This is a genomic window from Janibacter sp. Y6 (assembly GCF_040900765.1).
In the GTDB taxonomy this organism is placed as follows: Bacteria; Actinomycetota; Actinomycetes; order Actinomycetales; family Dermatophilaceae; genus Marihabitans; species Marihabitans melonis.
In genome coordinates, this window is sequence record NZ_JAKLYZ010000004.1 from 1 (window position 1) to 26,480 (window position 26,480).

Sequence of the window (26,480 nt, forward strand, 5' to 3'; positions counted from 1 at the left end):
AACACCGACCGCGCAGCCGCCCTTGCACCCTGGCTCGAGCAGTACAACACTCGACGACGCCACACCGCTCTGGGCGGACTCCCACCCATCAGCCGCCTGTCACCAACGTCGTGACCGAGTACAGCTAGACCTTGCTCGAGCAGTGTGTGTCGGCGCACCGCGCCGGCGAACGTCCTCGCGAGCCAGCGTCGTAGAAGTGAACCCTGAGGGCTGTCGTCATCCCTTTCGGGGTGTGCCCGGACGAGGGCAGCGTCGCCAAGGTGGTCGCGGATGTAGGTGGTCAGCGACCGCGGTGGGCAGTGGGGCAGGTCTAGAAGGTCGGATGCGACCACGGCCGCGGTGTTTCGGCGTAGATCTGTGGGCACAGCGGTCTGCACGAGGATCTGCGATGTGGGTAAATGCCGCGTCGTTAGGTGCTGCATGTACCCGGTGGTAGTGGCCGGCTCGTACCGGATGGGGCGAGCGAACTGGGTGCTCAGTTCTCGGCCGACCTCGTCGGAGGTCCACGTCCTGGACCCGGTCAGGTCGAGGATGACCACAATCCTGGCCCGAAAGACGCGGCGGGCGGGCCACCCATGCGCTCAGTGGGCCTGGGGTCGAGCCGGCTGTCTGTCTTGACCGAAGGTGTCAGGTGGTGGTGCCGGGCTCGAGGCGGGCTCCCGGCTCGAGGACGACCCCCTTCGCCACCTCGGAGTCACGACCGACGAGGACGACGGCGGAGTCCGAGGGCGGCCAGCGCTTCGGCTGCGCCCCGACCTGCGCGTCCTCGCCGACCCGGCACGAGTCGTCGACGACCGCGGCGAAGACCTGCGCACCGGGCGCGACCCGGACCCGGTGCATGAGCACCGAGTCCTCGACGACCGCCCCCGCCTCGACGACGCAGCCCGGTCCGACGACGCTGCGCCGCACCGTGCCGTGCACGTGCGACCCAGGGCTGATCATCGAGTCCTCGACGACGCTGCCCGCGTGCATCATCGGCGGCGGCATCTCCGGCGACCGGGTGAGGATCGGCCACGAGGGGTCGTCGAAGACGTCAACCCGACCACGCAGCAGCTCGCGGTGCGCGGCGAGGTAGGCAGAGGGCCGGCCGAGGTCGCGCCAGTAGCCCGACAGCGGGTACGCGTGGGTCTTCCCGCCCTCGACGAGCCGCGGGAGCAGGCGGTCGGGGAAGTCGCCGATCCCCTCCGTCAGACCCGGGTCGGCCTGCGCCCGCTCGTGCCGGATCGCGTCGAGGGTGCGCAGCAGCACCGCGACGTCGTAGACGAAGACCTCGGCGGCGATCGTCCCGTGCGGCGGGGTGGTCGGCTTGTCGGTGAGCCCCTGCACGACGCCGTCCCGGTCGATGTCGACGACCGTCTTGTGCTTGGCCTGCGCGAGCGGCACCTCGACGGTGACGATCGTCGCCTCGGACCCGCGCTCGAGGTGCTGGGCGACGACAGCGCGCATGTCGAGGCGGTAGACCTGGTCGGCGCTCGTCACGACGACGACCTCGGCGCCCGCCTCGCGCAGCTGCGCCCCCATCTTCAGCAGGTCGTCGGCGTTGCCGGCGCTGAAGCCCCCGGACCCGCTGGGCTGCCCCTCCTCCGGCACGAGCCGGCGGTAGCCGCCGCGTGTGCGGTCGAGGTCCCACGGGCGCCCGCCGGCGAGGTGACGGTCGAGCGAGGACGCCTCGTACTGCACCGAGACCCACACGTCGGCGATCCCGCTGTTGCCGAAGTTGCTCAGCGCGAAGTCGACGAGCTGGTAGCTGCCGGCGAAGGGGAGCGCGGGCTTCGCGCGCTCGCGCGTGAGGACGTCCATGCGGGAGCCCTGACCACCCGCCTGGACGACCCCGACGACCTTCGGGACACGGGAGAGCCAGAGCAGTTCATCGCTTCGGGGTCGAGGTCCTGTGTTCATGAGGGTGCTCCTTGGACGGATACGACTGGTTGTCGCGTGCCAGACGCTCTTGATGTGGGTGTGGTGCTCCTCGCCGGGGGTGCTCAGGCGAGGGCCACGGCCGCGCGCGCAATATGGAGATGCAAGAGTCGCGCAGCGCATTTACGAGGTAAGCCTAGACGATTCGCCGATTTCTGATTTCGTCGACCCATCGCTGACGGTACCGTCATGAACGCCGGGGGCCTGTGCCCACCGCGGGTGAAGACCTATTGCGCAACCTCACGAATATCGCCCGGCACAACTCGCATGGGGTGCATCTCGACTCGTTCTATGAGCAGCTCGAGGTTGATCTCGAACTCCTCTTTGGCAGGACCGGCATGCGGTGGACGAAGGCGATGGCGGTGATCATCCCGTGCGGGGGAGGGGGCTTGCGGTGGGTCCTTGGTCAAGGCCCGGGCCCGAGCACGTCCACGACCGTCGTGCACTTCGCCCGCGCCGGCGGGGCCGCCACGTGCGGCCGCTTGATCTGCGCGGCTTGCTGCAGCCCACTACAACGGCCGGTAGCACGTTTAGCCGGGACAGGTTGTGCCCCAACCGCGTCGGGTCGTCGGATCGTGGCGCACACCATTCGTGCTCGCTGCAGCGTCGGCCCGTGGGGTGGGCTGCACGATGGCAGCAGGCGGGTCCGGTGCATCACGAGGTGCTACCGGACCCGCCTGCCATCGGGGGAGGGCGCCTATATTGGCGCAGGTCGCCGGGTTAGTCCAGGGTGTAGTCGGCGTTGTCGATCTTGCGGTGGTAGCGCATGCCGGTGATGCCTCCGAGGATGGCGCCGATGAGGGTGACGGCGGCGACGGTGATCAGGGCGATGATGCCGGTGGTCGTCGCGTCGTCGGTGCTGACGGGGATGCTGGGCAGGGCGTCGAGCTGGGAGAGGACGTCGAAGCGGTCGCCGGCGATCAGGCCGAGGACGGCGACGACGATCGCGACGAGCACGGCCCACAGCCACACCGCGACGCCCTGCTTGGCGCCGTCGAAGCGGGCCATGCGGCCGGCGACGTAGCCGCCGGCGAAGTAAGCGATGAGCAAGATGACGAGCAGGGCCACGGCGCCGGCGATTCCGACGTCCTTGGCGTTGTCCGCGGCGTCCTGCACGGTGGTGTCGGTGCTGAACCCGATCGCGCTGCCGGTGCCGGCGACCAGGGCCGCCAGCAGGACCGTCAGGCCTACAGCGGTGAGCCAGCCGAAGAACGCGGCGCCGAACTTCATTCCGCCGAATCGCTCCCTCTGCTGCGTGCGCAGGGAGTCGTGGTGGGTGGGGCGGTTGTCCTTGCTCGGCGAGGTGCGCCCGGTGTCGTTGATGTCGCGGCCGGTGTGGCGGCGGGTCAGCCCGTCGGCGTCAGTGCGGCGGTCCCGGTCTTGGTCTCGGCGGTGGTTTTCTTCGCCCATGCTGGTGCTCATGTGCAGCTCCTGATTCGTGTGCGTGTGGTTCGGGGTGCAGACGCAGCAGTCCCCCATGACCTACCGGGGTCATGGGGGACTGCCGGTGGGGATCAGCCGCGCTGGGTGTTCTCGCGCCGGGTGGCCTCGTCGGGCAGATCGGCCTCGATCTGCTCCTTGCGGACTTCCTCGCTGACCTGCTGCTCGTCGGTGACGGTCTCGGTGCCGAGCTTGACGCGCTCGACCGGGACGGTCTCCTTGTCGACCACGACGCGCTCCTCGGTGAGGGTCACCTCGTGCTCCTCCTCGGTGAGATCACCGCCGGCCATGGCCTGGTCGCGGTTGGCGTCGGTGATGGGCTCGCGCTCGAGGCGGACCTCCTCGCGCTGGACCGGCACGGTGGTGGTGACGTTCTCGGTGACGATGTACTTGCGCAGCCGGGCCCGTCCGGTGGCGACCTTCTCGGTCCCCACGTTGAGGCGCTCCTCCGAGCGGGTCATCGCGTCGTCGGTGTTGGGGCCGGAGGTGTCCTGCCCCTCCCCGTGCACGTCGCGGTCCGCGACGCCTTCAGCGTTGTCGAAGCGGCCCTGGCCGCTGTCGGCAATGCCGTAGTAGCGGTAGAGCTCGGCCTCGTCGTCGGCGTCGAGGTGACCGTCGGCGTCGACGCGGGGGGCGTCCTTGATGACGGACTTGGCGAAGGCGACCTGGACCTCGTCATCGCCGCGCACGGTGGCGCCGCGAAGGGGGACGAAGGTCTCGCTGGTGCCGAAGAGACCGGTGTTCGCGGTCACCCACTCGGGCTGACCGCTCTGGTCGTCGAGGTAGACCTGGCCGACCTTGCCGACCTTCTCCCCGGACGCGTCGACGACGTTGCCGCCAGCCACGAGGGTGTTGATCTGCTCGGTAGAAATCATTGATTCCTCCACTTTCGATCGATTGGCTTACTTCGTAAACGTAGCCGAGGTCGCCGGGCCTGGCCGGGCTGGCAGACCCCCCTCTTAGGGTGTATCCGCATGGCCCGGCTGGCGCAGCAGGGCTCAGCCCTGGTTGCGGTCGAAGGGGACGTCGGGGGAGGTGGCCCCGCCGGTGGGGCGGGTGCGGGCCTCGGCGGCCTGGGCCTTGTTCTTGGCCTGCTGGGCCTGCTCCTTGACCGAGGGGGCCTTGGCGGCCTCGGCCTTGATGTTCTGGGTCTCGCTCTCCATCGTGCCGAGGTAGCTCTCCCAGCGGGCCTGCATGGGCTTGATCAGGCCGCCGCCGACGCCGACGATCAGGATGCCGCCGATGGTGGCCAGGACGGTGATCAGGACCGGCAGGGTGACGGTGGTGGCGATGCCGACCTGGTTCAGGGCAGCGATGATGCCCAGGCCCAGGATGAACGCGGCTGCGATGTTGGCCAGGACCTTGCCGTAGGACAGCCCGCCGAGGGTGTTGGCGATGAGCTCGCGCACGGCGGTGGCGATGGCTGCGGCCAGCACGACGATGACGATGGCCACGACGATGCTGGGCAGGAAGGCGATGACCCGGGTGAGCAGGTCGCTGATCGGGTTGGGTCCGAAGACGCCGAAGGCGAGCTGGAGCACGAACAGGATCAGGGTGTAGTAGACGAGCTTGCCCACGATCGAGGAGGCGTCGTACTGCGACTTCGCCAGGGCCCGCTTGACCCCGCCGCGCTCGACGGCGCGATCGAAGCCGACGCGCTCGAGGATCTTGTCGACGGCCTTGCCGATGACCTTGGCCACGATCCACCCGATGACCAGGATGAGCAGGAACATGACGATCTTGGGCACGTACAGGGCCAGGGCGACCCACAGCTGGTTCAACGCGTTCTCCACGGGGAGTACCTCTCGATTGGCTTACACCGTAAATTTACGGTCCGCTGGGTAGTGTGCCAGAGTCGTAAGCATGGACGAACATTCGTTGCCTACCCAGTGTCCGAAGTGCGGGTGCGCGCAGATCTCAGTGGTCACCGACCGGCGGTTCGACGCCTTGGGCGAGCACGAGAAGCACACGGTGACGTGCTCACAGGGGCACACGACGACCTACAGAGACGACAGCGCACCCGCCTCACCCCGCTCGCTGCTGGCCACGGTCCGCGACGCGCTGACGAAGTGAGCTAGCAGAGGGGGCCCCTCGCCAAACGGGGGGACTCGTTCTCCCGTTTGGCCTCCGTCGCTGTCCGCACCGCCCACCGGCGTTCGCGCTGCGAGGTCGCGCTGGTTCTGTGAGACTCGTCGGTCATGGTGGACACGCCAGGAGACGGCCAGGTCCTTCACTCCGCAGTCTCTCGCCGCCAAGCTGACCGACGCCGGGACGACGCCTACGAGCGCTTCCTCACCGACGTGGATCTGGCGCTGCGTGCCAGGGGGTGGTTGCACGCATCGGACCTAGGTCTGTACGAGTCGTGGGAGGACGAGTGGTGGGAGTACCCGCCCTCACGGCCCTCTGGCCTGGCACCGGGTATGGAAGGGGACGCGACGACCATCTCTGCCTCCGATCCGAAGCGGGGGCACACGCTGTGCGTGGAGTACGCGACTTGCTACCGATTGAACAAGCCCAGCGCGCCGAGTACCGCGACCTGGCGCCGTTGCTGCGGCAGATCGCGATCATCGAGGCCTACCGCTCCCCGGTCATCCCCTTTCGCCGCGACCTTTGATCCAGAGGCTCACGGGGCGGTGTCGTCGTCGGTGCGTTCCCGGGCGGGGAGGGTCGTGTCCTGCTGGACCTTGCCCTCGATCTCCAGGCCTGGGTCGCCCTTGGACTCTCCGACAACCTCCTTGACCTTGCCGACCAGCTGGTCCTTCACGTTGTCGATGTTGTCGCCGATGCCCATCTTCGTCTCCTCGAAAGCCGGTCGTTCTCCTGCCGTTCAACGTAGTCAAGATCGGGCGGGAGGTCGCGCCAGGAGAGCGCCCGTTGGGGTGGAGCCCTGGCCCCGGAGGTCCGGGGTTGACTGATCAGGTCCGCCGATGGTGCTTGTGGCTGACCACGGCGGTCCACCCCCCGGGGCAGGGGTCGACACGCCGTCCTGGCCCCTGCTCCGGTGAGGGTGCGATGCGTCTAGAGCGGGATCGACCGGGACCGGGGCACCTCGTGGTCGTCGCCATGGGGAAATAGGCGGGCTTGGGGGCTGGCGCGGAAGCCGTGCTCGACGCCCCACAGAACGGCCTGAGTGCGTGAGTTGACCCCCATCGTGCGGTAGGCCGCTCTGAGGTAGGACTTCACCGAGTTCATGCTCAGGTAGGAGCGATGGGCGATTTCTTGATTGCTCAACCCGGCCACGACTAACACGACCATCTCCGACTGTCGCGGTGTGAGCCCTTGCTCCTTGCCGGGCCAGTCGCCCTCGTGGGTGTCTTTGTCGACTTCAGGCGCTGAGATCACGCTTTGGCCGGCGTAGATCCGCTCGAGCGCGTCGACGAGCTCGGCGCCGCCGAGGGACTTCGACAGCATCCCGGACACGTGCCGGGTGGCGGCGATCTGGATGACCTCGTCAGTGATCGCCCAGGTGTAGAGGACCGTGTGTTCCACCATCGGATCTCGAGCGAGCCGGTCGACCTCCGGGCTATCGACAGCGGCCGCCGCGTACGTGTCGTACAAGAGGACGTGAACCGGTTGAGAGACCGGCAAGCCGGAGTCGAGCTCGACGACCTCCACGCGATCGGAAAAGGGGGCGAGCATCGCCGCGATACCGCGGACGACGACCTCGTAGTCGTTGAGGATCGCGACCCGCACGGGTGGCGTGTCTTGCTGCTGCACCCGCTTGTTGAGCGCCATCCATCGACGGTAGACCCGTGCTTGGAACCTCGCTAGTAGCAAGGGTGGATGCCCGGCGTCGACGAAGGACGAGCATGTTCGCCTCGTCCGAGGAGGTTTGTTCGATCAGCGCCCACCGCCGCGTCCTGCGACGAGCGACCCGGCGACGCCGGAAACAGCGTCGTCTCGCAGCATGTCACCCGCGTAGCCCGACCCGCGCGCACCCCACTCTCAGGCCGTTGCCCGGCCGGGCAAGAGCCCGGCCCTCAGGCCGCGGGTCGGCGCACCTGCTGGGGGGACAGACGCCGCCCGGTCGAATATGCGCCGGTTGCGATCATGGCGCCGACCGCGACGACGGTGACTGTGGTGACGACACCGATGACGAAGCATGCGGCGATGGCGTATCCAACGGGCTGAGGAACGGTCATGGGGCGAGGTTGCCAGGCCGAGGTGAACAACCTTCCTCTACCGGCGGGGTCGGGCGTGTGTCCTGGGCCACGCGCCGCGCGGGGGACGACGAAGCCCCCCGTCCCTCCGAGGGGATGGGGGACGGGGGACTTCGGATTGCTGTAGGGGGACTTGTGGTCGGTGGTCGAGAGAAGGACAGTCAAGGGCGGTTGCCGGGTGCTCCGATGCGGGGCGGGGACTTGAGCGCCGCCAGCCTCCGATGCTCTGAAGGCGCATGGGAACGGACTGATCCGGTGCATCGCCGACTTCACGGTGAGGTGAATACGTTGTACCGGCCGCGGCTCGGCTGATCATGGCGGTCGCGAACGACGATGCCGACGTTCTCCGACGGTGCGCTCGGCCCGCCGAGCTGACAGTCGACATCCGTGCCCACCGGCAACGCTGCGGTGACGTCGACATCCGGCGGCACGGGACGGTCATCCTCGTCCGACGCGCAACATCCCGGCAGTACCAACAGGGACAGGGCACACACCAGCTCAGCCGAGATCACACGCCCCACCTGATCACCGTACGGCGCGACGCCCCGGTGGCGAGGCGCGAGCCGCGAGTGCCATCGTCACGTCATCCCGCGAAGATCCGCCAGCCCCTCACCAGAACGGCCAGGCCCGGAACCCGCCACGAGGTCGTGGCCGATGGCCGTGCGGCCGTAGAGCACCGAGCGCCCGGAGCGGGTGGCCTGGAGGATCCCGGCGTCGCGCAGCGAGCGCAGGTGCTGGTTGGCCGCCGAGGGTGTGATGCCGAGCCGGGCCGCGACATCCGTCGACGAGGTGGGGCAGTCGAGGAGGTGGAGCACCTCGGCGCGGGTGCGTCCGATGAGCCGGGCGAGGCAGGGCGGGGGAGCGGTGCGTGCCCCCGGCGCCGCCGCCGTGCCCCGCACCGCGTAGACGATCGTCGGGTCCTCCTGCGCGGTCATCGGATGGGTGAGGTCGGTGGTGAAGAAGCTGGGCACGAGGACGAGCCCCCGTCCGGCGACCGCCGACTCGAAGTGCGGCTGCACCGCGATGCGCGGCTGCAGCCGTGTCCCGTCCCATCCGAGCGAGGGGCTGAGCGAGGTGATGGCCGCCCGCATGCCGTGCTCGGCGATGATCGTCCCCCGGTAGCCGATGTCGGCCTGCAGCGTCGCGCGCAGCGCCGGCCAGCGCGGCTCGAGGCAGGTGCGCCAGTACCCCGCCATCGCGGTGACGACCCGATCCCTGACGTCCCTCGGACGGCCGCGTAGCGGCTCCGGGCGACCCGCGGGGTGGACCGCGTCGATGCTCGTGGCGAGCCGGTCGGGGTCGAGGACGGCCAGGGCCTGCAGCTCGTCGGCGAAGGTCGTCCCGCTCGGCCCGGGGCGGGGGTTGAGCACGTCGGGGGTGTCGAACCCGGGCGAGATGAGCGCCGCGAGCACCGGCACGTCGAGCGCGTCGTGACGCTCGCGGACCTCGGCGAGCCACCCGCTCATCCGCGGGTACCAGCCGGGCGCGCGCCAGCCCCGTAGCGAGAGGCACAGCTCGCTCAGCGGGGAGACGCCGAAGCGCACGCTTGCGAGGTCGGCGGTGGAGACGACATAGCTGATCACCGCGCTGCCCCCGTGGATGTAGCCCTCGGCTTCATCGATTGCTCCCGTGCTCGAGGTGGTGGACAACAGGTGGGCAGCCGCGTCGCGGCATCCGGCCGCCGCGTGCCTTGATGAGGAGAGAACCATGAGCCACCCCACCTCGCATCTGCGAAACACCCGTGCGCGCACCGCCACGGGTGCCCTCGTGCTCGCTCTCGCCGCCGGCCTCGCCGTGCCGCTGAGCAACGCCTCGGCCGCGCCGGACGACACGGCCGGCGCTTCGACCCCTTCGGGCTCGGCGAACGTAGAGTCCTCAATCGCGCCGTCCGCGCGCTCCCCCTTCGTCGCCGCCGGTGGTGACGTCGACGCCCTCACCGATCTCGTCCTGGGCCGGGCGCTGCGCGGCAGCGGCGCGACCGGCCGTTCCGCCGACCCGTCGGTCCGGCTCGCCACGCTGCGCGAGGAGGGCCGCGAGGTCACCGTCCGCGTCGACCGGGCGAAGGGGGCGTGGGTCGAGGGGGTCGCGTACGTCGAGGCCGCGGCGGACCAGCACGGCGCGCCGCAGGGCTGGCTCTTCGTCGCCCGGCGCACCGCCGGCTCGTGGGATCTCGCGCTCGAGGGCGAGCCCGGCTTCCTCGGCGCGATGGGCCGGGCCGGGACCACCACCTCGTCGGAGCGCGCGACGTACGTCCAGGCGGCGAAGGCCACCCGGGCCACCTCCCGAACCGGCGCCGTGCGCGCGGCCGCGGCCGTCTCGAACGACACGGGCATGCAGTTCCCGGTCAAGGCGGGCTCGTGGTTCCAGATGGGCAGCCCGCACGGGTGGTCCGGCTCGACCGGCGCGCTGAGCTCGGTCGACATCTCGGGCAGCGACGGCACGGTCCGGGCGGCCCGCGCCGGGACGGTGCGCTCGCTGTGCAACGGGTGGACCCGGATCATCCACGACAACGGCTACTCGAGCGACTACTACCACCTGACGGCGGTGCGGGTCACCGGCGGCACGGTCGGCAAGAACGCCGTCCTCGGCAACCAGGGCACCTCGCTGTGCGCGGGCGGCGCGGCGTACGGCGCGCACGTGCACTTCGGTCTGCGGCAGTACGACGCCAACCTCAACGGCTGGTACGTCTCGCTCGACAACAAGATCATCGGCAGCCACCGCATCCGCACCGGCGGCTACTACACCGGCGGGACGACGACCGACGTCGTCAACGGCAACTACGGCGTGCTCCCCGGCCAGCGCTGGAACCGCTGACCCGGTGCCCGTCCCCCTTCGCCCGGTCGATCCTCAGCCGGCCGGGCGAAGGCGGGGCGCGCTCACGTGAGGTGTGCTCGCCGGCCCTCGCGGGCCACCACTCATCAGTTCCAACTCGTCCACGCGATGGCCGAGGCCGGCAAGACCCAGAGTGTGATCGCGTCGACCACGGATCTGTCCCGCGCCGTCGTCGGACGCGTCCTACGCGGCGAGATCGCCTCCCTGGCGAGGTTCGATGCGGGCTCACAGGAGGGCACGTTGCCGCTGTACCGCGGCGAAGGGCAGCCGACGAACCAGGGGACTGCACTGTGACCCGCGACGACCGCTCCGGCCGCCGCAGCAGCGAAAGTTTCGGGGACAGCGTCGTGGAGGGTCTAGGTATTGGCATCCCCGCGGCATTCGCTCTGGCTGGGGCGCTCTTCGCGGAGTCGACGACGTCCCGGTTGTGGTTCGTTGCCACTGCCGTGGTGCTGGTGAGCTCTCTCTGACCGAGCGCGTGACCTTCTCGTGCCGCTGCGCAGCGCTTCCTGAGGGACGTCCGGGTCGGGGGTGAGGGCCGTGGTGGATCGTGACTGGTCGGCGATTCACGCCGTGGTCATGCGAGGCCTCGAGGACTACGAGTCCGCGGACGCGAGGCGCGGGTATCTCCTCGGGATCGAGAAGAGATCGCGGATGTAGTCACCGATCACCTCGCGGCGAGCCTGGAAAGCGGAGTCCTGCGCACACAGCAGCAGGGGGAGCCCGCGGCAGGTGGGGGTCGGGTGAGTCAACGGCATAAGTGGGATCTTGAGCCGACGCGGTCTGTGCGTTGGGTGGCCCGGCATGCCACCGCGATCTGCGTGGCTTGTGTAGTGGTCGTGGTCATCGCGGCGGTCATGGCGGTCCAGTCGCTGATGGGGGATGACCCGCAGGGCGCGCTCGTGTGGGGGCTCCTCGCGGCGGCGTGGCTGACCTCGCCTCCAAGCGTGCGAGGGATCGCGAGGAGCGTCCGCGCTTATGACGACCGGAAACCTAGCGCCGACTAATCACTTTGAGGTCCTGGTCAGCCCGCGGCGAGACTGCTTTGGTCTATGTGGTCATTGTGGTGTTTATGGTCAATTTATCCAGGTCGCGGCCGCCGAGTCAGCCTTGCCAAGGCGTGCGCTGCTCGATGTCTCCTAGAAGTGCCCTGCATATAGGGAGTTCTGGGGATGGACTGGCGTCGGGTGAGTGCAGGTGGGGGAGTGGGCCGTTGTGTGGGGTGGTAACAGGGCGCTGTCCCGGCCGCCTGACACACTGCCGCGGTGACGATTGAGCCGCGAACCGCGTGGGGTGATGAGAGCATCCGGGATCTCGATGGCGCCGGAGGCGGGAAGTACTTCCTGGGGGCAGCCATCCCGGAGCCCCAGGATTGCGCCTCCATCCGAGAGCGGTTGCTGTCGCTTCCTCGAACGGAGCGGAAGCTGCACTGGCATAGCGCTGACGACCGGCGCCGACGCGCCATCATGAGGGTGGTCGACTCGCTTCCCTCCCAGCACGTCGTCATCGTGGCAATCCCGGTCGACCGCAACCGACAGGAGCGAGCTCGAGCGAAGTGCCTCGAGCGCATGCTCTACGAGCTGGACGCGCGTGGCGTGGCAGAACTGGTCATGGAGGCTCGTACGGACGCGCTGAACCGCAAAGATCTCAGGCTTGTCGATCAGTTACGGGGCTCGCGCCGCCTGACACCGTCGATCCGACTCAACTTCGGCAAGCCCTCAGGGGAGCCGCTGCTCTGGCTGCCCGATCAGGTTCTTGGAGCTGTTGGCGCCGCAGACTCAGGCGACGACCGGTGGCTCAGTTCGACGTTGAACCGCCAGGTGGAGCGCATCGACATACAGGTCAGATAACGCAAAAGCCGAGTCCCGTCATACGGCGGGGATCTCGGCTTCCACTTCCAGCCGCCCCAGCAGGACGGTGGCTCATCTCGAACTGTAGCCGCGTACGAGGCCGTACGCCAACATGTGTTGACGCCAGAACACCGACGATGACCAACTGAGCGAGCCTGGCTCCGGCCCGTGGCGCTCCATCGCGGCGCACCTAACCGGCTCCCAGCCCTCCTTGTACGGGTTGGCCTTCTTGGTGGCGACCTGGGGGAGGGGTGACGAAGGTTCGTCGACAGCTGCAGCAGACCCACGTACATGGCTCGGTAGGGCGATTACCTGACATAAGATAGATTATCGGCATTATCATAGACGTGACTAGATTGACTTCTGGCATCCGTAACGCGTGACAGTGCGTTCTTGTCCCCGCCGCGGGGCATGCGCGTCGTCCGCACGTCCGGGCTGCGGCTATCCACTGCCGGATCGGATCTCGTTGCGCAATCAGTCGGCGACCTGGGCACAGAGATGCCGGCCCGCTCTGATGGGTGCCGTAGCTGGGGACGAATGCGACGGATCTTGAGCCTGGCGATGACCGCGTCTACGTGATCTTGAGGTCGGTGATGCAGGTGGGGTCATCGTCCTCGGTGGTGGAGACTTCCCGGGTGCCCACCTCTCCGTTGTGCTCGATCGTCAGCGTTGCCTTGATCCCGCGCGGCACCCACAGGCCGATGAAGCCGTTGTCGTAGGTCCGACGTGTCTCATCGATGAGGGTTTCACCGCTGCCACCGGTCAGGGTGATGTGTACGTTCGCGTTGCGCAGCTCCCCTACGCAGGTGGTCAGGCTGTGGAAGTGGCACTCGTGTGTCGTGTGGCGGTAGGGCGCGATCGAGATGTACACCTCGTCCTCGGGCATGGGTAGCTGAACTTGTTGCCCTTGGCCACCGGTGATGCTCACCGTTCTCGGGTGCACCGATGCGACGAGGCCGGCGGGACGTTCAGCAATGGGCATGGTGTCAAGACGCTCGATGGCCTCTGCGGTGCTCAGACCGGTCAGGTCGTGCTCGGACAGCAGGTCGGCGGCCGCCGGTGAGGTGGTGGCCGAGGAAGGCGCGGGCGCGCCCGGCGACGGTGCCGACGTGCAGCCTGTCAGGATCAGAGCACCGACAGCAGCGGCAGCGAGCAGGCGAGGTCGGATGGGTGCTTGAACGGTGTACATCGGCGCTCTCCGTCAGGGTCTTGGGGAGTCATCAGCTTTGCTCCGATGACGTCCGGTCGGGTCATCCACGTCTGGGAGGGCCGATCGGGTGAGTGATCTGCTCAGTGCCGTGGCTCGTTCGGCGTCCGTGCTAGTCGATGGTGCGGGCGCGCAGACGTAGTGCGTTGGCGATGACGCTGACGCTGGACAGGGCCATGGCTGCGGCGGCAAGGATGGGAGAGAGGAGCAGCCCGAGCACGGGGTAGAGCACGCCGGCGGCGATGGGGATGCCTGCGGCGTTGTAGATGAAGGCGAACACGAGGTTCTGGCGGATGTTGCTCATCGTCATCTCGGAGAGGTGACGTGCCTTGGTGATCCCGGTGAGGTCGCCGCGAAGCAGCGTGATCCCCGCGCTCTCCATGGCCACGTCGGTGCCCGATCCCATGGCGATGCCGACGTCCGCGGCGGCCAGGGCGGGCGCGTCGTTGATGCCGTCCCCGGCCATGGCGACCACTCGGCCTGCTTCGCGCAGGTTCTTCACGACGTCGCTCTTGTGGTCGGGCAGGACCTCGGCCTCGACGCGCTCGATGCCCAGGGATCGCGCGACGGCATTCGCGGTGACCTGGTTGTCGCCGGTGAGCATGACGACGTCGATGCCTTCGGCTCGTAACGCTTCTAGGGCGGCCGGAGTGCTCTCCTTGACCGGGTCGGCGATGGCGAACAGCGCGGCGAGCTGGGTGTCGATGCCCATGTAGATCACGGTCGCCCCGTCAGCGCGCAGCTGGTCTGCGCGTTCGCGCCACGTAGCGGTGTCGATGTGGTGGGAGGCCAGGAAGTCGGCGTTGCCGAGCGTGACGTGTCGTTGCTCGACGAGGCCCGTGACGCCTCGCCCGACCGGGGAGTCAAAGCCAGCTACCTCGGGCAGGGTCAGGTGCTTGGCGGTTGCTGCTTCGACGATGGCCTGGGCTAGGGGGTGCTCCGATGCCCTTTCGACGGCGGCGGCGGTGCGCAGCAGGTCGTCGGGGTCGCCGCCGCTGATTGGCTCGATGTGGGTGACGGTGGGGCGGCCCTCGGTCAGGGTGCCGGTCTTGTCGACCACGAGGGTGTCGACCTTCTCCATGCGTTCGAGCGCTTCGGCGTTCTTGATCAGCACCCCCAGTCTGGCTCCGCGCCCGACTCCGACCATGATCGACATGGGTGTGGCCAGGCCCAGTGCGCAGGGGCAGGCGATGATCAGGACCGCGACAGAGACGATGAGGGCGTGGGCCAGCTTGGGGTCGGGCCCGGCGAGGCCCCATGCGACGAAGGCGATGACGGCGATCGCGATGACGACGGGGACGAAGATGGCCGAGACCTTGTCCGCGGTGCGCTGGATCGGGGCGCGGGAGCGTTGGGCGTCGGCGACCATGGTCACGATCCTGGCCAGCATCGTCTCGGTGCCCACCCGCTCGGCGCGCATGACCAGCCCGCCGCTGCCGTTGATGGTTCCGCCGATGAGCGCGTCGCCGCCGCTCTTGGTCACGGGCATCGACTCGCCGGTCACGAGCGACTCATCAACGGAGGAGCGGCCGTCGGTGACGGTGCCGTCGACCGGTATCGCCTCCCCGGGGCGGACCCGCAGCAGGTCTGCGACCTGCACCTGCTCCAGGGGGATCTCCTCGTCGACTCCGTCGATGATGCGTCGGGCGGTCTTGGGGCTGAGGTTCAGCAGGGCCTTGATCGCACCGGAGGTCTGCTCGCGTGCTCGCAGCTCGAGGACCTGACCGAGCAGGACCAAGGTGGTGATGACAGCGGCTGCCTCGAAGTAGACGTCGACGGTGCCGTCGTCGTTGCGGAAGGAGTCGGGGAAGACCCCGGGCATGGTCGTGGCCACGAGGCTGAACAGCCAGGCGACCCCGGTGCCCATCGCGATGAGGGTGAACATGTTGAGGTTGCGGCTTCGCAGCGAGGCCCATCCGCGCACGAAGAAGGGCCCCCCCGCCCACAGCACGACCGGCGTGGCCAGCACCAGCTGCAGCCACACCGAGACCCGCGCCGGGACGGCCTCGTGGATCCATGGCACCAGGTGCCTGCCCATCTCCAGGACGGTGATGGGCAGGCTGAGCACAACCGCGGCCCAGAAGCGCCGGGTCATGTCCGACAGCTCCCGGCTCGGGCCGCTGTCGGCTGAGATGGTCACCGGTTCCAGGGCCATCCCGCAGATCGGGCATGCCCCAGGACCGGCCTGGCGAACCTCGGGGTGCATCGGGCAGGTCCACTCGCTGGCCGAGACCGGTGCTGCCAGGTCGGGCGCTGCCGAAGAGCGGTCCACCGCTCCCACCTCGAAGCCCTGCGGGTCTGCCAGGAAGCGCTCCTTGCAGCTCGCGGAGCAGAAGAAGTGCTCCTGCCCGTCGTGCTCCGTGCGCAGGGCCGTGTCCTGCCTGACCTGCATGCCGCACACCGGGTCCGTGGCAAGCGGGGTCGAGTCAGCGAGGTCAGGTCGGTCGTTCTCAGTGCTCACGAAGACCTCCGATGTCGCACGCGAGGGTGGTGGGGAAGGCAGAGCGGCAAATCAGGGCTGCCCGCTCAGAGCAGATCCTTCATCGTGGTGATCTCGCTGTTCTGGGCCTTGATGATGTCCGCAGCCATGGTCTTGACCTCGCTGTTGGAGGTCGTGGACTGCACGTCCTTGGCCATCTTCACCGCGCCCTGATGGTGCTTGATCATCATCGTCAGCCACATCTGGTCGAACTCTTCGCCCGAGGCGGACTCGAGATCGGTCATCTCGGACTCGCTCATCATCCCGTCGCCGTGGTCCATCCCACCGTGCCCCATGCCCTCGCTGGCCGGCTCGGCCCCCCACTGCTCCAACCATCCCTGCATGGTCTTGATCTCCGGGCCTTGAGCGGCCTTGATGTCCTTGGCCAAGGCCTGCACCTTCGCCGACGCGCCCGAGCTGTCGTCCAGGGCAAGGTCAGCCATCTCGACCGCCTGCTGGTGGTGAGGGATCATCATCTGCGCGAACATCACGTCGCCCTCCTGCCCCGAGGACGCAGACCCACCGGTGGTCGAGGACATCGACTCCGAGCCATGGTTCATGCCCGGCATCGACCCGTCGGAGTCGTTGGAACAAGCGGAAAGAGCGACCGCGGCCAGGGCGCTCACGCCCACGACAGCGGCACGGCGGGTGGTCAGGTGCATCGTCTGCTCCTTCGATCAGCGCGAGGTCCGCGCGAATTGCGGTCCCTCGACGATGCGTCACCAAGGTGTTCACCATCTTGTGGTCGTGTTGAGATTTCCTCAAGACCGGGCGACATCTCGCTACAGCTTCAGCTCTTCGAGGTCCCGGCAGGCGAGGGCGCCAGACATGCACCGACCCGGGTTGAGGTTTGACGAAGATCTCCACCAACAGCGCTCAAGGCTCTGCCCACGCGGCCGCGCTGGATCACACTGACGGCGTGAACGACCAGCTCAGCACCGACACCCCGCGCCGGGTCCTCGTCGTCGAGGACGAACGCACCCTGGCGGGGATGGTCGCGGCCTACCTGTCTCAGGCTGGGTTCACCGCCGAGCTCGCCCACCGCGGCGACGACGCCGTCGCGGCTGTGCGAGCCGACCCGCCCGACGTCGTCGTGCTCGACCTCGGCCTGCCGGGGATGGACGGCATCGAGGTGTGCCGACAGATCCGCACCTTCTCCGACTGCTACATCATCATCACCACCGCCCGCAAAGAGGAGGTCGACACCCTCATCGGGCTGTCCGTCGGCGCAGACGACTACCTGACCAAACCCTTCGGCGTGCGCGAGCTCGTCGCCCGCGTGCAGACCCTGCTGCGCCGACCACGGGGCGACGGCAAGCCCCACGACACCGAAGGGGGTACCCACTCCTTCGGGGCGCTGCTCGTCGACCCGCTGGGCCACCAGGTCCACCTCCACGGCCAGCCCGTGGCCCTGACCCCCACCGAACGCGACCTGCTGATCACCCTCGCCACCCGCCCGGCGATGGCCTTCAGCCGGCGCCAGCTCATCGACGAGGTATGGGGCACGGGATGGATCGGCGACGAGCACCTCGTCGACGTCCACATCGCCCATCTGCGCAAGAAGCTCGACGACGACCCCGACACCGCCCGCTACATCACCACCGTGCGCGGCGTCGGCTACCGAATGGGCAAGGGATGAACCTCTTACACGGCCGACCGGCCCGCCCGCACGGACTAGCCACCCGCCTCCTGCTCGGCCAGAGCATCGTGCTCCTCGCCGGCGCCGTGACAGTGGCCTTGGTCGCGACCCTGCTCGGCCCGCCGATCTTCCACCGCCACCTCCTCGAGGCCGGCCATAGCGAGAACTCCCCCGAGGTCGTCCACATCGAGATGGCCTACCGCGACGCATCGTTCCTGGCGCTAGGGCTCGGCCTGCTCATCTCCGTGACAGCCGCGGCCGCCGTCACCTGGTTCTTCACCCGACGCCTGCGGCGACCGCTGGCAGACCTCACCCACGCAGCTCGCGAGCTCTCGCGCGGCCATTACTCCACCCGCGTGCCGGCCATCGACTCCGGCACCGAGCTGGAGACCCTGGCAGCCGCGTTCAACCACATGGCCACCCAGCTCGAAGGCATCGAAGACACCCGCCGACGCATGCTCGCCGACCTCGCCCACGAGCTCAGAACGCCCATCACCACCCTGGCGGCCTACCACGACGGCCTCCACGACGGGATCACTCACCTCGGCCCGCACTCCCAGATCGCCCTGGCCGAGCAGACCGACCGCCTCGCCCGCCTTGCCGAGGACATCGACGAGGTCTCGACCGCGGAAGAAGGACGCCTGAGCCTGGCAATAGACCACATGCCTGTCACCGACGTGCTGTGGAACGCGGCCGAAGGCATACGAGAGCGCTACCGCGACAAAGGTGTCAACCTTGTGGTCCAACCCGACGGCGCCGCCGGCCTCAACGTCATGGCCGACCAACAGCGCATCGGACAAGTCATGACCAACCTGCTGACCAACGCGCTCCGACACACCCCGAGCGGCGGAACCGTCACCGTGTCCGCGGAGCGCCACGGCAACGAGGTCGACATCACCGTTAAGGATAACGGGGACGGCATCAGCTCCCAGCACCTGCCCCATCTCTTCGAGAGGTTCTACCGCGCCGACGCAGCCCGTACCCGCTGGCAGTCCGGCTCCGGCATCGGCCTGACCATTAGCAAGGCCATCATCGATGCCCACCACGGCACCATCCGCGCCGAGAGCCCGGGAGCAGGCCACGGCGCCACCTTCATCATCACCCTCCCCCTCGGGCTGCCCTTCGCGGTAACCCCTCCCCTCGACACACGGCAACACCCCGACGAGCACTAAACCGCTCGACACCTAGAACCCACCGAACGGGGCTGCTGCTCCGGCATCTCGGTCTGTGGCTTCGTTCGCTTGGTGGCGGGGTTTTTGCAGCGCTCCGTGGCGGTCTTGTTGCCGCGATCACGCAGGACTGGCTGCAGGTAGGTGTCGCGGTCTGAACCGAGAGGGGTGCGCCCGGTCGGGGCCGTTTGGATCGCTGCCGCTACGTCAGAGTCCGAAGGCTCCGCCGCTGACGAGGATCACGATGCCGAGGCCGATGAGAACGATGGGGAAGAGGATGTGCTCCCAGCGTTCGAGCACTTCGGCGATCGGGGGGCGGGTGGCGACGAACTTTGACAGGGCCACCAGGACCGCGACGAGCGCGAGAAAGACGATGCAGTAGGCGACTACTGCGAGAGGTTCCGCGCTGAGGAAGACAGGGGTGTAGACGCCGATGTTGTCGCCGCCGTTGGCAAGGGTGACGCCTGCGACTGTCCACACGCCGACCTTCTTGCCGGCAACCTTGGCCTCGTCGTCATCGTCGTCATCGTCTCCGCGCCAGGCCTGCCATGCGGCCCAGAGGCCGAGGCCTAGAGGGATGAGACCGAAGTACGGGATGGCTGCCGAGGGCAGGAATGCTCCGGCACCGATGGTCACCAGGACCGCGGCACCGAGGATGCCGGCGAATCCGAGGTACTGGCCGGCCAGAATGCGGGCGGTAGTGCCGCGCTGGCCTGCCCCTCGCGCGAAGAAGAGGGAGAGCACGATGATGTCGTCGATGTTGGTCGCTGCGAACAGGCCCATCGCCTGCAAGACCGAGGTGAGGATCATGCGCCCTCCCCAGCTGCGTCGCATCCGGGAAGCGAGCAGGCGGGATCGATGCACGGGGCGTCTTCGTCCACTGCCAGGGTGGCATCGACCAGTGCCGTCAGCGCCTGCGCCAGGTGCGAATCGGCGATCTCATATCGTGTCCGACGACCCTCGGGCTCGGAGACGACGATCCCGCAATCGCGCAGGCATGCCAGGTGGTTGGACACGTTCGGGCGTGTCAGGTCCAGATCTCGGGCCAGTTCCGCCGGGTAAGCGGGATGGTCGAGCAGGGTCAAGATGATCCGGGATCGAGTGGGGTCGGCCAGTGCACGACCCAGGCGGTTCATCACGTCGAGACGCGAAGCAATAGTCAGCATGTACTGAACTATACAGCGCGCACTGAACACTCGGTCACAGGCGTCAGCCCAGATCGCATGCCCGTAAGGGGATCGCCGGCTGCGACGAGTCCAAGCACCCCAAGTGCGGGGGAGTCGTCACACCCGCGTCGGTGGTCAAGGGAGGTTTCTCCAGCAAGCACGACGCGGACCTCTACGGCCGCGACGTCATCCAAAACGAGTACACCGCGGGCGACATCGCCAACGACGGCGGGCAGCTGCTCGCCGGGGCCGACCGCTCGACGATCCTGCGGGACTACGTCCTGATCGACGAGGCCAGTGGGGACGTCGTCGACCCCGGCGAGCACGACGACCACGACCTGTTCAACTAACCCCCGCTGGGGAGATGGAGCCAAGAATCATGAGCGCAGATGACGGAATCGTGATGGACCTCGGTGGGGTCTACGAGAGGTGCAAGCACCTGGCCCACCAGGCAGTGATGGACTCGCCCAGTTCGTCCTTTGGGTTGGAGGACGTCATGCCCGAGAGTCGCTGGCTGGCGTTCCTGTCCTCCGGCATGGGGTCGCTGGCGCTTCAAGGGATGCTCAACGGCTGCGTCGAGGCGATGGCTGCCAGGTCGACGACCGCGCTGCACGTTCACGACGTGGCGCTGGAGCCGCCACGGGGCACGTTGGTGGAGAGGGAAGACGTCAAGGTCGCCAAGGGGTTGCTGGTCGCGGGTGTGGCGCCTGGACTCGACGAGCAGGCCCGTCAGGAACTAGTGGCCGCCGAGGTCGAGGAGCGAGGGTGGGCGCTGGACGTGGCCCACCTGTCATCGCTGATGATCGTGGTCGTCATCATCGCGGGCGCCGCCGTCGACCACTGAGCGTGACGACGACCGGGCTGGGGTTGTCACCCCAGGGTCGTAGCGTCTTGGACGCCCCTCCCCTCAACCGACCCCCGGGGGGAGGGGCCTCCTGCACGGACCGGGAGTGCGCCCCCTCGTCGCTCTCGGGTGGGGGTTGTCGGTGGCGGCAGCGACCCTGACGACATGGCCTCGATACTTCAGCTACTCAAAGAAGCCCCCGAGTGGCAAAGCCATGCGGCCTGCGGGGAGGCATCCGCCGCCGAGACGTTTTTCCTGGCGCTCAACGGCAGTCGGCCCGAGGTGTCCGCCGCGATCATGGTCTGCCAGCGATGTCCCGTCCGGGACGAGTGCGGCGATCACGCAGACGCCAGCGGCCAGTGGATCGGCGTGTGGGGTGGGGTTGATCGTGGCAGTGGGGTGAGATGACAGCCCAACCGCCCACCCGACCCGGCGTGCCGTTGAAAGACCGACCAACAGGCGACCAGCCGGCCCCAGCAACGCCGCGCCGTCGACGGCACTGCTGGCTCACCCACGAGGACGGCACTGAGACCGAGGGTCTGGTTCTGCAATGGGCACAGGAGGGGCCCACGTGGGTCGCGCTCGTGGCGCACGTCATCCCGCGACCCGGGGGCGACCTCATAGCCCAGGAGTGGGTCCCCGCAACTCGACTACGACCGGTCAACTGGAGGGCGGGGGGGGGTCGCCCTACGTGTGTTGAACCGAGGTGCATGCTCGCTCTCGTATTGCGGTCGTCTCCAGCTGGATGGTGGCATGTTCGAAGGAAACGGGAAAGTGCTCCTTCACACACGAAATGATCTGCTCCAGAATCTGCGGTGCGTGGCCCGACTCGAAGCACTCGTCGTCGATCACGACGTGCGCGGAGATGACGGGCAGGCCAGTGCCGATCGTGGAGGCGTGCAGGTCGTGGACCTCACGAACATGCTCCAGCTCAAGGACATGTGTCCGCACGGCGTCCAGGTCGACGTCCTTCGGGGTGAACTCCATCAGCACCCGCACGGTCTCGCGCAAGAGCTTGTAAGCGCGGGGGAGGATCAAGGCCGCGATGAACAGCCCGGCGATGGTGTCCGCCCGTTGGAACCCCGTGGTGGCGATCACGATGGCGGCCACGATCACCCCGAGGGAACCCAAGGCGTCGTTGAGCACTTCGAGGAATGCCGCGCGCATGTTGAAGTTCGCGTCGCGACTGGAGGACAGGACCACCATCGCGGCGATGTTGGCGACGAGTCCGATGATGCCGAAGAGCAGCAGCTCCCTGGCTTGGACCTGCGTGGGCTCAACCAGTCGGCGGACCCCTTCGATGGCCGCGTAAGAACCCACCAGCAGCAGCAACACCGCTTGGCCTAGGGCAGCGACGATCTCGATTCGCGCGAAGCCCCACGTGCGCTGGCTGCTGGGGGGCCGCAGCATCATGGTGGCCGCGATGACCGCGACCAGCAGGCCGGTGGAGTCCGATAGAGCGTGGGCGGTGTCCGTCAGCAGCGCCAGGCTGCCGGTGATGATGCTTCCGATCGCCTGCGCGATGACGATGAACGAGGTGATGCCAAAAGCAATCAGAAGGCGGTTGCGCAAGCCACTGCCCGCTTGCCCATTTGCCGTGCCGTGGTGGTGGTCGGATCCCATCAGGCCTCCTCGGTCGCAAGTTGGTCGTGGTCACGGTGCTCGCGCAGGGACAACGACGCGCCCGACGCTGCCAGTAGCGCATCCGCGCTTTCGAACAGGTCAGACAGTCGGGACGGATCGGTCAACGAGATCCACGACGCGCGGCCCTCGGTCCGCACCCTCACCAGCCCGCAGTCCCGCAGGCACGCCAAGTGCTTGCTTACCGTCGACTGAGCAAGGTGCATGTGGTCGACCAGGTCGCGGACCCGATGCTCCCCACTGGAGAGGTGCTTCAGGAGCGCCAAGCGCGTGGGCTCGGCCAAGGCATGGAACAAAGCAGCGCAGGCGTCGGACACCTCCATCGCAGTCGGGCTTTCATTTTGGCTATTGATCGTCATAGAGCGATGTTACCTCCATGGAGCGATTCGTTGGCGCCTATACCTTGGTTGGCTCACGGGTCAGTCGTCGATGTATGGTCACTGAATGCTGAATAGTGCTGCTCGTCTGGACGTGCTCAATCGCTTGGGTAGGGCGATGGCGGACCCGACTCGCGCGCGGATATTGGTGTCGTTGTTGCAGGACGCGAGCTATCCGGCGCAGCTGGCCCGCGATCTTGGACTGAGCCGCACGAATGTCTCCAACCATCTCGCCTGTCTGCGCGGCTGCGGGATCGTGGTCACCGCACCGGAGGGACGTCGGACCCGTTACGAGATCGCCGATGCGCATCTGACTCGGGCGTTGGAGTCGTTGATGGACGTGGTCTTGGCGGTCGACGACGGGGTCCCCTGCATGGACGCGAACTGCGACGTGCCGTTGTGCTGCGGGAATACACCTGCGCTGGTTGCCGATGAGCAGAGGGTCTGACGATGAGTGATGTGTGTTGCGGAACGGACGGGCCCGTGACTGAGGATCTCGCGCCGTGGTGGCGTGATCAGGGCTTGGCGCTGCCAGCCGCCGCTGGAGTGCTGTGGCTGACCGGACTGCTGCTGGAATTCGGCGGCGCCGAGGGCCTGAGCGTGCTGTCCTACGCGATCGGCTTGGCTGCGGGTGCTTGGACGTTTGCTCCGGCTGCGATCCGCCGCCTAGTCACGGGGCGTGGGCAGGGCCGGTTGGGTGTGGGCCTGCTGATGACGATCGCCGGTACGGGTGCCGTCCTGCTGGGGCACGTGGGCGAGGCAGCAGCCTTGGCCTTTCTGTTCTCGATTGCCGAGGCGCTTGAGGACCGCGCTATGGACCGGGCCCGTCACGGGCTGCGGGCGTTGTTGTCCCTGATCCCAGAGACCGCTGTCGTTTCACGAGCGGGAACTGATGAACGGATCCCCGCGGAGCAGGTTCGGCGGGGCGATGTCCTCGTCGTCGGCGCTGGCGACCGGGTCAGCACGGACGGCGTGGTCGAGGCGGGTCACTCGTGGATGGACACCTCTGCGATCACCGGCGAGTCGATCCCCGTCGAAGTCGCGCCCGGCGACGAGATCGCGGCCGGATCGGTCAACACATCGGGCACGTTGCGCATCACAGCAGTCGCCGACGGGCGCGACAACTCCCTGACCCAGATGGTCGAGCTCGTCGAGCAGGCTCACGCGAACAAGGGCGAGCGTGCGCGCCTGGCTGACCGCATCGCCCAACCACTCGTCCCATTGGTGCTGCTGGCCGCTGCTCTGATCGCGGCGTACGGGTTCGTCGTGGGCGACCCACAGACGTGGATCGAGCGTGCGCTGGTGGTGCTGGTCGCGGCCTCACCCTGCGCCTTGGCGATCGCGGTCCCGGTCACGGTGATCTCAGCGATCGGCTCGGCCAGCAAGTTCGGGGTGATCATCAAGTCCGGAGCAGCTTTCGAGCAGCTCGGGACGATCCGCACCGTCGCCTTCGACAAAACAGGCACCCTGACTCGCAACGAGCCCCGGGTGGTGGCCACCCACGCGGCCAACGGTCACACCGACGCGGAGGTGCTCTCCTTGGCAGCGGCACTGGAGGCCACCAGCACCCACCCCCTGGCGGCGGCAGTGGTCGCTGCCTCACCAGATCATCCTGCGGCGAGCGACGTCCACGAGCACGCCGGACACGGAGTCACCGGGTTGGTGGACGGACTCCGGGTACGCGTTGGCAGCCCCCGCTGGGTCGCCCCGCACGACCTGAGCGGGCAGGCCGACGCCATGGCCAGCCAAGGCATGAGCCTCATTGTGGTCGAGGTCAACGATCAAGCGTGCGGCGTGATCGGCGTCCGCGACGAGCTGCGCCCCGAGGCAGCCCAGGCCATCTCCGCCCTGCACCAGCAGGGGGTGTCCACCGTGATGCTCACCGGGGACAACACACGCACCGCGCAGGCCATCGCCAGTGAAGCCGGCATCCGACAAGTTCACGCGGAGACCCTGCCCCAGGACAAGGCCGACCACATCCGCGCCTCGATGGCCACGGCCCCGACGGCGATGATCGGCGACGGCATCAACGACGCGCCCGCGCTGGCCACGGCCACCGTCGGTATCGCGATGGGCGCCAGCGGTTCCGCCGCCGCAGTCGAGTCCGCAGACGTTGCCTTCACCGGCCACGACCTGCGGCTGCTGCCACAAGCCCTCGCACATGCCCGCCGCGGACGAGCGATCATGACCCAAAACGTCGTCCTGTCCGTGGCCCTGATCGCGGTCCTGTTCCCGCTTGCCCTGTTCGGCGTGCTGGGTTTGGCCGCGGTCGTGCTGGTCCACGAGGTCGCCGAGGTCATCGTCATCGCCAACGGTTTGCGAGCCAATCGCACCCAGCGCCATTCCCAGCCTGAGGCCAGAAACGATGACTACTCTGCGCGCCAGCAGCGCCCTTCGATGATTGGAACCCGATGAGCAAGAGCCTGAAACTGTCCATGGCCATGATCGTGGCGGTCCTGGTAGCACTGGTCGCTGCGGTGACGTTCAGCCGGGCCGGCGAAGAAGCGGCACCCACGGGGTCCGGAAGCGGTGCGTCCGCGCCATTGGTGCGCGATGACAGCCCTCGCCTGACCTCCGGCAAGAAGGCAGTGTTCGTGGAGTACCTCGACTTCGAGTGCGAAGCGTGCGGCGCAGCCCACCCCGTCATGACGGACCTGCGAGAGAAATACGGCAAAGATGTGACCTTCGTGGTGCGCTACCTCCCCCTCCACGGAAACTCGATGAACGCGGCGCTAGCTGCCGAGGCCGCCCGTGAACAGGACAAGTTCGAGGAAATGCACGACAAGCTCTTCGAGACGCAGGCCGAGTGGAGCCACTCTGAGTCGTCCAAGGAGAAGACCTTCGAGGGATATGCCCAGGAGCTGGGGTTGGACATGAAGCAGTACCGCGCCAGCCTGAAAGACCCCGCCGCAGCACAGCGCATCGAGCAGAGCAAGAAGGACGCCCAGACACTGGGCGTCACCGGCACCCCCACGTTCTTCCTCGACGGCGAAAAGATCGAGCCGACCACCATCGCCGACTTCGAGACCAAGCTTGATGCCGCAATCGAAGACTGAGCCGGCCGTCGTCACTCCGTCGGCTGCATTCAACGCACGCGGACTGGGCTGGCTGTACCTCGTCGGGGGCCTGGTCGGGCTGCTCTGCGCCGGCGTGCTGCTCGTGGAGAAGATCGAGCTGCTCAAGAACCCGGACTACGTCCCCTCGTGCAGCATCAACCCGATCCTGTCCTGCGGCTCGGTCATGGTCACCCCGCAGGCAGACGCCTTCGGCATCCCCAATCCGCTTATCGGAGTCGCCGGGTTCGCAGCCCTTGCCATGCTTGGAGCAGTCCTGGTCAGTGGCACAAGCCTTCGGGCATGGTTGTGGGTCGCGACCCAGGCCGCGGTGACCCTCGCGGTGGTGTTCATTCACTGGCTGATCTTCCAGAGCCTGTACGTCATCGGCGCACTGTGTCCCTATTGCATGGTCGTGTGGGTCGTGACCATCGCCGTCTTCTGGCACACCACCATCCACAACCTTCGGCGTCACCGTGGCTCCGTCGCTTCGCCCGCACGCCGCGGTGTGGCGATGCTCATCGAGTACCGCGCAGCGGTCTTGACCGCTTGGTACCTGGTGATCATCGTGCTCATCGCTATCAGGTTCTGGGACTACTGGGTCACGCTCCTGTGATCAGTGCCCCGTGGACCGAATCGCCATCACGCCGAGAGGCCGAGCGGCATCCTCCAGCCGCCTCGGCGCTGACGAACGACGACCCCGACA

At 67.7% G+C, this 26,480-nt stretch carries 29 protein-coding genes; 13 read left to right on the plus strand and 16 right to left on the minus strand.

The window, feature by feature from the left end:
• On the plus strand, window positions 1–114 hold a 114-nt coding region (locus tag L6241_RS10255; RefSeq protein ID WP_368245600.1), incomplete at its 5' end, for an integrase core domain-containing protein.
• A 513-nt stretch (window positions 115–627) separates the two neighbouring features.
• Here L6241_RS10255 and L6241_RS10260 read toward each other — a convergent pair.
• The 9 genes from L6241_RS10260 to L6241_RS10300 all read right to left on the minus strand — a co-directional run bounded on the left by L6241_RS10260 (window position 628) and on the right by L6241_RS10300 (window position 9,166).
• Window positions 628–2,040 (minus strand): glucose-1-phosphate adenylyltransferase family protein, encoded by a 1,413-nt coding sequence (locus tag L6241_RS10260; protein ID WP_368246084.1) that lies wholly within the window; start codon window positions 2,038–2,040, stop codon window positions 628–630.
• 597 nt (window positions 2,041–2,637) lie between these two features.
• The gene (locus tag L6241_RS10265; RefSeq protein ID WP_368246085.1) at window positions 2,638–3,339 is read right to left on the minus strand and encodes a hypothetical protein; all 702 of its coding nucleotides are present in this window, start codon (window positions 3,337–3,339) and stop codon (window positions 2,638–2,640) included.
• A gap of 92 nt (window positions 3,340–3,431) precedes the next feature.
• Window positions 3,432–4,232 (minus strand): DUF2382 domain-containing protein, encoded by an 801-nt coding sequence (locus L6241_RS10270; protein ID WP_368246086.1) that lies wholly within the window; start codon window positions 4,230–4,232, stop codon window positions 3,432–3,434.
• Window positions 4,233–4,355: 123 nt separating this feature from the next.
• Window positions 4,356–5,150, minus strand: a complete 795-nt coding sequence (locus L6241_RS10275) for a hypothetical protein (RefSeq protein WP_123093771.1) — start codon at window positions 5,148–5,150, stop codon at window positions 4,356–4,358.
• Window positions 5,151–5,980: 830 nt separating this feature from the next.
• The gene (locus L6241_RS10280; protein ID WP_368246087.1) at window positions 5,981–6,148 is read right to left on the minus strand and encodes a hypothetical protein; all 168 of its coding nucleotides are present in this window, start codon (window positions 6,146–6,148) and stop codon (window positions 5,981–5,983) included.
• Window positions 6,149–6,375: 227 nt separating this feature from the next.
• On the minus strand, window positions 6,376–7,092 hold the full coding sequence (locus L6241_RS10285; protein ID WP_368246088.1) for a response regulator transcription factor: 717 nt from the start codon (window positions 7,090–7,092) through the stop codon (window positions 6,376–6,378).
• A gap of 245 nt (window positions 7,093–7,337) precedes the next feature.
• Window positions 7,338–7,499 (minus strand): hypothetical protein, encoded by a 162-nt coding sequence (locus L6241_RS10290; RefSeq protein WP_368246090.1) that lies wholly within the window; start codon window positions 7,497–7,499, stop codon window positions 7,338–7,340.
• A 287-nt stretch (window positions 7,500–7,786) separates the two neighbouring features.
• Window positions 7,787–8,029, minus strand: a complete 243-nt coding sequence (locus tag L6241_RS10295) for a hypothetical protein (protein WP_368246091.1) — start codon at window positions 8,027–8,029, stop codon at window positions 7,787–7,789.
• Between the two features lie 66 nt (window positions 8,030–8,095).
• On the minus strand, window positions 8,096–9,166 hold the full coding sequence (locus L6241_RS10300; protein WP_368246093.1) for a helix-turn-helix domain-containing protein: 1,071 nt from the start codon (window positions 9,164–9,166) through the stop codon (window positions 8,096–8,098).
• A gap of 58 nt (window positions 9,167–9,224) precedes the next feature.
• On the opposite strand from L6241_RS10300, the gene L6241_RS10305 reads away from it, so the two are divergent.
• The 3 genes from L6241_RS10305 to L6241_RS10315 all read left to right on the plus strand — a co-directional run bounded on the left by L6241_RS10305 (window position 9,225) and on the right by L6241_RS10315 (window position 12,199).
• Window positions 9,225–10,331 carry a M23 family metallopeptidase gene (locus L6241_RS10305; protein WP_368246094.1) on the plus strand — a complete coding sequence of 369 codons (1,107 nt, stop codon included), beginning with the start codon at window positions 9,225–9,227 and terminating at the stop codon, window positions 10,329–10,331.
• A gap of 126 nt (window positions 10,332–10,457) precedes the next feature.
• Window positions 10,458–10,643 (plus strand): hypothetical protein, encoded by a 186-nt coding sequence (locus tag L6241_RS10310; protein ID WP_368246095.1) that lies wholly within the window; start codon window positions 10,458–10,460, stop codon window positions 10,641–10,643.
• A gap of 971 nt (window positions 10,644–11,614) precedes the next feature.
• On the plus strand, window positions 11,615–12,199 hold the full coding sequence (locus L6241_RS10315; RefSeq protein ID WP_368246097.1) for a hypothetical protein: 585 nt from the start codon (window positions 11,615–11,617) through the stop codon (window positions 12,197–12,199).
• A 571-nt stretch (window positions 12,200–12,770) separates the two neighbouring features.
• Here L6241_RS10315 and L6241_RS10320 read toward each other — a convergent pair.
• The 3 genes from L6241_RS10320 to L6241_RS10330 form a co-directional block, all read right to left on the minus strand.
• On the minus strand, window positions 12,771–13,388 hold the full coding sequence (locus L6241_RS10320) for a CueP family metal-binding protein (RefSeq protein WP_368246098.1): 618 nt from the start codon (window positions 13,386–13,388) through the stop codon (window positions 12,771–12,773).
• A gap of 130 nt (window positions 13,389–13,518) precedes the next feature.
• The gene (locus L6241_RS10325) at window positions 13,519–15,867 is read right to left on the minus strand and encodes a heavy metal translocating P-type ATPase (protein ID WP_368246100.1); all 2,349 of its coding nucleotides are present in this window, start codon (window positions 15,865–15,867) and stop codon (window positions 13,519–13,521) included.
• Window positions 15,868–15,932: 65 nt separating this feature from the next.
• Window positions 15,933–16,547: a DUF305 domain-containing protein gene (locus L6241_RS10330; RefSeq protein ID WP_368246102.1), complete on the minus strand. Its 615-nt coding sequence runs from the start codon at window positions 16,545–16,547 to the stop codon at window positions 15,933–15,935.
• Window positions 16,548–16,804: 257 nt separating this feature from the next.
• Here L6241_RS10330 and L6241_RS10335 point away from each other — a divergent pair, with 257 nt between their 5' ends.
• Both L6241_RS10335 and L6241_RS10340 read left to right on the plus strand, forming a co-directional pair.
• A complete protein-coding gene (locus L6241_RS10335; RefSeq protein WP_368246104.1) occupies window positions 16,805–17,524 on the plus strand; it encodes a response regulator in 720 nt (239 codons plus the stop codon).
• Window positions 17,521–18,696 (plus strand): sensor histidine kinase, encoded by a 1,176-nt coding sequence (locus tag L6241_RS10340; protein ID WP_368246106.1) that lies wholly within the window; start codon window positions 17,521–17,523, stop codon window positions 18,694–18,696. Before L6241_RS10335 ends, L6241_RS10340 begins: the two co-directional genes overlap by 4 nt.
• A 204-nt stretch (window positions 18,697–18,900) precedes the next feature.
• Here the strand turns inward: L6241_RS10340 and L6241_RS10345 are convergent, their stop codons facing one another.
• Window positions 18,901–19,503 (minus strand): cadmium resistance transporter, encoded by a 603-nt coding sequence (locus tag L6241_RS10345; protein ID WP_368246107.1) that lies wholly within the window; start codon window positions 19,501–19,503, stop codon window positions 18,901–18,903.
• The gene (locus tag L6241_RS10350) at window positions 19,500–19,859 is read right to left on the minus strand and encodes a helix-turn-helix transcriptional regulator (RefSeq protein ID WP_006590980.1); all 360 of its coding nucleotides are present in this window, start codon (window positions 19,857–19,859) and stop codon (window positions 19,500–19,502) included. The genes L6241_RS10345 and L6241_RS10350 overlap by 4 nt, the downstream gene beginning before the upstream one ends.
• 131 nt (window positions 19,860–19,990) lie before the next feature.
• Here L6241_RS10350 and L6241_RS10355 point away from each other — a divergent pair, with 131 nt between their 5' ends.
• The 3 genes from L6241_RS10355 to L6241_RS10365 all read left to right on the plus strand — a co-directional run bounded on the left by L6241_RS10355 (window position 19,991) and on the right by L6241_RS10365 (window position 21,111).
• Window positions 19,991–20,209 (plus strand): hypothetical protein, encoded by a 219-nt coding sequence (locus L6241_RS10355; RefSeq protein WP_259909123.1) that lies wholly within the window; start codon window positions 19,991–19,993, stop codon window positions 20,207–20,209.
• A 29-nt stretch (window positions 20,210–20,238) separates the two neighbouring features.
• Window positions 20,239–20,703 carry a hypothetical protein gene (locus L6241_RS10360; protein ID WP_368246112.1) on the plus strand — a complete coding sequence of 155 codons (465 nt, stop codon included), beginning with the start codon at window positions 20,239–20,241 and terminating at the stop codon, window positions 20,701–20,703.
• Window positions 20,704–20,868: 165 nt separating this feature from the next.
• Complete coding sequence (locus L6241_RS10365; RefSeq protein WP_368246113.1) at window positions 20,869–21,111, plus strand: WhiB family transcriptional regulator; 243 nt, start codon at window positions 20,869–20,871, stop codon at window positions 21,109–21,111.
• 279 nt (window positions 21,112–21,390) lie between these two features.
• Here L6241_RS10365 and L6241_RS10370 read toward each other — a convergent pair whose 3' ends face one another.
• Window positions 21,391–22,326 carry a cation diffusion facilitator family transporter gene (locus tag L6241_RS10370; RefSeq protein WP_259909126.1) on the minus strand — a complete coding sequence of 312 codons (936 nt, stop codon included), beginning with the start codon at window positions 22,324–22,326 and terminating at the stop codon, window positions 21,391–21,393.
• Window positions 22,326–22,703, minus strand: a complete 378-nt coding sequence (locus L6241_RS10375) for a helix-turn-helix transcriptional regulator (RefSeq protein ID WP_259909127.1) — start codon at window positions 22,701–22,703, stop codon at window positions 22,326–22,328. Before L6241_RS10375 ends, L6241_RS10370 begins: the two co-directional genes overlap by 1 nt.
• 85 nt (window positions 22,704–22,788) lie before the next feature.
• Between L6241_RS10375 and L6241_RS10380 the strand changes: the two genes are divergently transcribed.
• The 4 genes from L6241_RS10380 to L6241_RS10395 are packed head-to-tail and all read left to right on the plus strand — an operon-like array spanning window position 22,789 to window position 26,390.
• Complete coding sequence (locus L6241_RS10380; RefSeq protein WP_259909128.1) at window positions 22,789–23,169, plus strand: helix-turn-helix transcriptional regulator; 381 nt, start codon at window positions 22,789–22,791, stop codon at window positions 23,167–23,169.
• 35 nt (window positions 23,170–23,204) lie between these two features.
• Window positions 23,205–25,136, plus strand: coding sequence for a cation-translocating P-type ATPase (locus L6241_RS10385; protein WP_259909129.1), 1,932 nt, complete (start codon window positions 23,205–23,207; stop codon window positions 25,134–25,136).
• Window positions 25,133–25,777, plus strand: coding sequence for a thioredoxin domain-containing protein (locus tag L6241_RS10390; protein WP_007926780.1), 645 nt, complete (start codon window positions 25,133–25,135; stop codon window positions 25,775–25,777). The genes L6241_RS10385 and L6241_RS10390 overlap by 4 nt, the downstream gene beginning before the upstream one ends.
• Complete coding sequence (locus L6241_RS10395) at window positions 25,758–26,390, plus strand: vitamin K epoxide reductase family protein (RefSeq protein WP_259909130.1); 633 nt, start codon at window positions 25,758–25,760, stop codon at window positions 26,388–26,390. The genes L6241_RS10390 and L6241_RS10395 overlap by 20 nt, the downstream gene beginning before the upstream one ends.
• The last annotated feature ends 90 nt before the right edge of the window (window positions 26,391–26,480 follow it).

Excerpts from the sequence above, each read along its gene's own strand:
- L6241_RS10285 (WP_368246088.1), bottom strand. The coding sequence starts at position 7,092 with ATGGCGCTCAACAAGCGGGTGCAGCAGCAAGACACGCCACCCGTGCGG.
- L6241_RS10290 (WP_368246090.1), bottom strand. The coding sequence starts at position 7,499 with ATGACCGTTCCTCAGCCCGTTGGATACGCCATCGCCGCATGCTTCGTC.
- L6241_RS10350 (WP_006590980.1), bottom strand. The coding sequence starts at position 19,859 with ATGCTGACTATTGCTTCGCGTCTCGACGTGATGAACCGCCTGGGTCGT.
- L6241_RS10360 (WP_368246112.1), top strand. The coding sequence starts at position 20,239 with ATGAGCGCAGATGACGGAATCGTGATGGACCTCGGTGGGGTCTACGAG.
- L6241_RS10340 (WP_368246106.1), top strand. The coding sequence starts at position 17,521 with ATGAACCTCTTACACGGCCGACCGGCCCGCCCGCACGGACTAGCCACC.
- L6241_RS10365 (WP_368246113.1), top strand. The coding sequence starts at position 20,869 with ATGGCCTCGATACTTCAGCTACTCAAAGAAGCCCCCGAGTGGCAAAGC.
- L6241_RS10380 (WP_259909128.1), top strand. The coding sequence starts at position 22,789 with ATGCTGAATAGTGCTGCTCGTCTGGACGTGCTCAATCGCTTGGGTAGG.
- L6241_RS10260 (WP_368246084.1), bottom strand. The coding sequence starts at position 2,040 with ATGCGCTGCGCGACTCTTGCATCTCCATATTGCGCGCGCGGCCGTGGC.
- L6241_RS10390 (WP_007926780.1), top strand. The coding sequence starts at position 25,133 with ATGAGCAAGAGCCTGAAACTGTCCATGGCCATGATCGTGGCGGTCCTG.
- L6241_RS10330 (WP_368246102.1), bottom strand. The coding sequence starts at position 16,547 with ATGCACCTGACCACCCGCCGTGCCGCTGTCGTGGGCGTGAGCGCCCTG.
- L6241_RS10320 (WP_368246098.1), bottom strand. The coding sequence starts at position 13,388 with ATGTACACCGTTCAAGCACCCATCCGACCTCGCCTGCTCGCTGCCGCT.
- L6241_RS10375 (WP_259909127.1), bottom strand. The coding sequence starts at position 22,703 with ATGACGATCAATAGCCAAAATGAAAGCCCGACTGCGATGGAGGTGTCC.
- L6241_RS10310 (WP_368246095.1), top strand. The coding sequence starts at position 10,458 with ATGGCCGAGGCCGGCAAGACCCAGAGTGTGATCGCGTCGACCACGGAT.
- L6241_RS10370 (WP_259909126.1), bottom strand. The coding sequence starts at position 22,326 with ATGGGATCCGACCACCACCACGGCACGGCAAATGGGCAAGCGGGCAGT.
- L6241_RS10345 (WP_368246107.1), bottom strand. The coding sequence starts at position 19,503 with ATGATCCTCACCTCGGTCTTGCAGGCGATGGGCCTGTTCGCAGCGACC.
- L6241_RS10270 (WP_368246086.1), bottom strand. The coding sequence starts at position 4,232 with ATGATTTCTACCGAGCAGATCAACACCCTCGTGGCTGGCGGCAACGTC.
- L6241_RS10280 (WP_368246087.1), bottom strand. The coding sequence starts at position 6,148 with ATGGGCATCGGCGACAACATCGACAACGTGAAGGACCAGCTGGTCGGC.
- L6241_RS10395 (WP_259909130.1), top strand. The coding sequence starts at position 25,758 with ATGCCGCAATCGAAGACTGAGCCGGCCGTCGTCACTCCGTCGGCTGCA.
- L6241_RS10265 (WP_368246085.1), bottom strand. The coding sequence starts at position 3,339 with ATGAGCACCAGCATGGGCGAAGAAAACCACCGCCGAGACCAAGACCGG.
- L6241_RS10305 (WP_368246094.1), top strand. The coding sequence starts at position 9,225 with ATGAGCCACCCCACCTCGCATCTGCGAAACACCCGTGCGCGCACCGCC.